This is a genomic window from Bradyrhizobium sp. Mp27 (assembly GCF_029953005.1).
Lineage (GTDB): Bacteria > Pseudomonadota > Alphaproteobacteria > Rhizobiales > Xanthobacteraceae > Bradyrhizobium > Bradyrhizobium barranii.
Map to the genome: position 1 here is coordinate 1 of NZ_JASAUS010000339.1, position 3,770 is coordinate 3,770.

Sequence of the window (3,770 nt, forward strand, 5' to 3'; positions counted from 1 at the left end):
CGGCTCTTCTTCGTCATCTTCGCTCCTGATTCGCAGCAAGAATCCTCGCCGCTGTCAGGCAGAAAATCCACTCAAGCTACTGTCCGAATTTGCGGGGCCAGCTCTCTACGCTCCTGCAGGCGGCACTCATGATGCCGATTGTTGAATAGAATTGGTTCAGTCGACGGGCACCACATTGCCCGGCCTCAATCAGACTTGCCGATCGCTGACCAACGGTGCGTTAAAGCGCTCATAATCGAACCTAATGCAGGCAGCACGTACCAACGCGGTTGCCGAGCAAGGAACAGAGCCCGCAAGGGACTGAGAATGTGGTGCGCACGTTGGCTTGACTTTAGGTCTGATTTGATCCGATCTGCCCCTGGTTCCAAGGGGCTCGTCGCCTACGGGGCTGTGCGCGGCGACAGGCTGGACGTTTAGAGCGATCGCCCTGGCAAACCTAAGATGATTCGTTGCCTCGCCCGGTACAATGTCTGTCGATGATGGCTAAGGTGAAGATTGTCGCAAATGCGAACATCACCATACCAGCGGCAACCACACTTCCTCGTGCCAGCGCGGCTCTTGGACGTAGTCCACGACATAGGCCGACAACACCTTGGTGCGTCCAGGAATATTTCCGCCGATCATCATCACGACGCCGAATGTGCCTATCGTGTGAGAAAATCCAAGCACGGCCGCTTTAACGAGCTCCAGTCGCGCCAGCGGTGCGATGATAGCAACGAAGCCATACAATGGCGAAACACGCCCTGTCATTTCCAACGGGTGATCGCCAACCGCAAGAAAGGCGTTACGTATCGGCTGCACGACCAATGGCAGCGCCGAGAGCACCGATCCGACCACGATCCCGACGAAGGTAAGAGCGAGCGTGCGCTCGCCCCAGAAAGAGGCGAGAACGCCGCCGGGTCCGTCGGGGCCGAGCAGAACGAGTACGCAAAAGCCGAGAGCCGCTGGGGGTAGTACCAGCGGAAGGGCAATTAGCGCAGCGACAGCCTCGCTCAGAAAAGTCTTTGAACGCGCCAGCCACCAGGCGAGGGGCACACCAATCACGAGGAGGATCACGGTCGTCACGCTAGCGAGCTCTATCGTGAGCGCAATGGATTGCGAGATCTCTGACGAATCAAAATCCATGTGCGTCAGCCCGCCAACGAGCGCAGGTCGCCGTATCGCGATAGTGATTGCCTGCACGTCGGGCTGCCCAGCGATGTGGTGCGAATAGCCATTTGTTCGTGCGGCAGCTCGCTCTGTCCCCCAAATTTACGCGCACCGTTTCTGCGAGCAAGAGCAGCATCGCAAGGCTCATCGGCAACTCCTGTGACAAGTCCGCTTCGTCCCACCCGACGGCGGCAGCTTCTCATTTGTCATCAGCAATTCGAGTGCCACGTGCGAACAGCGGCGGCGCTATGCTTATGTGAAAGCACTTTGCGTAGACGCCGACGTCACCGTGGAGTGGACCTAACGCTTTGTCAGGTTTCTGGCATCTTTGTTTCCAAGCGGACAGCAACAGCCGCCCAACGAAAACGGCAGACTCGACTCGAGAAATGCCTGTTTGGTTTGTCGGCGGCTCAAATCCCGTGCTCGCAGGGCCGGTAGCTGAACCGATCGCAAGAAGCCTGCCGGTCGGCAGCTACGCAAACGAAGTAGCTGAAAACTCGTCGTAAGGCTGGTTCGGCGACGCGGCAAAGGCGCGAGGGGCCGCGAGCGACGGCCGCTCCCCTGACCGGCTTAGCTTGCACATCGTCAGCACAGGCGTGGAGACAAACGCCGCGTCATCGACGAGATTGGCCGCTTGCGGAAAAACGCAGTCATCCATCAGAGGTCCTACCCGGGCAACGCAGCTCCTAGCCAGACTTCCATTCGGTAAATGCGGTTCAATCCAAAATAGCAATTTTACCAACTGCACGTACTGCTGCACGATCTCAACACTCCAGCATTCCGCTAATGCGCGCTACGCTGCAGCCTAATGTTCGACCTTGCGAACACGGCTAAGAGCACTCAAGCCGATGCCACCGAAGGGAGGCCATTGTCCGCGACTTTTTAGTCCGCCGCAGTTTGGGATTTGGTGCATATCTTGCTTAGCGAGAAAGGACAACGCAACTAAACGCCTGCCTTTGGAAAGACGCGCCGGCTCTCGGACGCGTCTTCAATCGCGCAAGGCTATAATGATTAGTCTCGTATGACACTGTCGCCTCTCACCGAGCCGCGGCACACATTCGAGTATATTCGGGAAGGAAGCGTCATGACCACCATGGCAACCGCGGCGCCTGTGCGCGCGTCGCAAGCTTGGTATAAGATACTCTACGTCCAGGTGCTGATCGCAATCCTAATTGGCGCCATGGTTGGCTGCCTATGGCCGTCTGTCGCCACAAACGACTGGGTCAAGGCGCTCGGTGATGGGTTCATCAAGCTCATCAAGATGGTGATCGCGCCCATTATTTTCTGCACCGTCACGTCTGGCATTGCGCATATTCAAGATGCCAAGAAAGTCGGGTGCGTCGGCGTCAAGGCGCTGTTCTATTTCGAGATCGTCTCCAGCTTTGCCTTGCTGTTGGGCCTTGCCATGGGCAATCTGGTCCGGATTGGCCATGGCCTTGCGGTCAAACCGGATGCTGCGGCGGTCGCCAATTACGTCAAGCAGGCGGAAGCCTCGAAAACCGTCGACTTTATTCTCAACATCATTCCCGATAGCGTGGTCGGCGCCTTCGCTCGCGGCGATGTTCTGCAGGTTCTCCTGTTCGCGATCCTTTTTGGCTTCTCGCTGATGGCGTTGGGAAAGCGTGGCGAGCGTCTGCGCGGCATGATTGACGACGTCGCGCACGCGGTGTTCGGGGTAATAGCTATTGTAATGAAAGCGGCCCCGATCGGCGCCTTCGGCGCCATGGCTTTCACAGTCGGCAAGTTCGGGCCCGCAGCACTCGGCAATCTGATCGGTCTGATCGCGCTGTTTTACGTGACTGCTGCCCTATTCGTAGTAGTCGTGCTTGGTCTGATCGCCCGCCTCGTCGGCTTTTCAATCTTCAAGTTCCTTATCTATATTAAAGACGAGCTTCTGATCGTGCTCGGTACTTCATCCTCCGAAAGCGCGCTCCCTCAATTGATGGAGAAGCTCGAGCGGCTGGGCTGCTCCAAGCCGGTGGTCGGGCTGGTGGTGCCGACTGGCTACTCCTTCAACCTTGACGGCACCAATATCTATATGACACTTGCAACATTGTTCATTGCCCAGGCACTCGGTGTCGATCTCAGCTTTGGCCAGCAGCTCACGATCCTGCTAGTAGCAATGCTAACTTCGAAGGGAGCAAGCGGCGTCACCGGCGCAGGCTTTATCACGCTCGCTGCGACATTATCGGTAGTAAACCCAGCTCTGGTGCCGGGCATGGCAATCGTGTTTTCTATCGACAAGTTCATGAGCGAGGTGCGCGCCCTCACCAACATCATCGGCAATGGCATCGCGGCTGTGTTCGTATCCTGGTGGGAAAGCGAGCTCGATCACGTGACGCTGCAGACTCGGCTCAACAAGTCCACCGCTTCCACTACTATCGACACTACAAGCACATGAGGTAGGTCCCGGATCTGAACCGCCGCCATTCGGACACGAATACTCCCCCTGCGCTCTCCGGCGCACAGCATTATTCCGCGCCGCAGCCAGGGCAGCTGCCCCTGAGAGGCTAGTACCCGGAATCAGAGCTGAGTGATACGGCGGCCTTTGACACGGCGTTGACGGACCTTTTTCTTGGTCCAGACGAAGGGCTCGGCTCTGTCGTTGTATGCGTTGACGT

2 protein-coding genes are annotated in these 3,770 nt (G+C 57.4%); one reads left to right on the forward strand and one right to left on the reverse strand.

From position 1 onward, the window contains the following. Nucleotides 1-513 precede the first annotated feature (513 nt). Entirely contained in the window at nucleotides 514-1,125 is a 612-nt protein-coding gene (locus tag QJT78_RS49370) for a molybdenum ABC transporter permease (RefSeq protein WP_011084530.1), read from the reverse strand. Between the two features lie 1,108 nt (nucleotides 1,126-2,233). Here QJT78_RS49370 and dctA point away from each other — a divergent pair. Then, on the forward strand, nucleotides 2,234-3,550 hold the full coding sequence (gene dctA, locus QJT78_RS49375; RefSeq protein WP_011084529.1) for a C4-dicarboxylate transporter DctA: 1,317 nt from the start codon (nucleotides 2,234-2,236) through the stop codon (nucleotides 3,548-3,550). The last annotated feature ends 220 nt before the right edge of the window (nucleotides 3,551-3,770 follow it).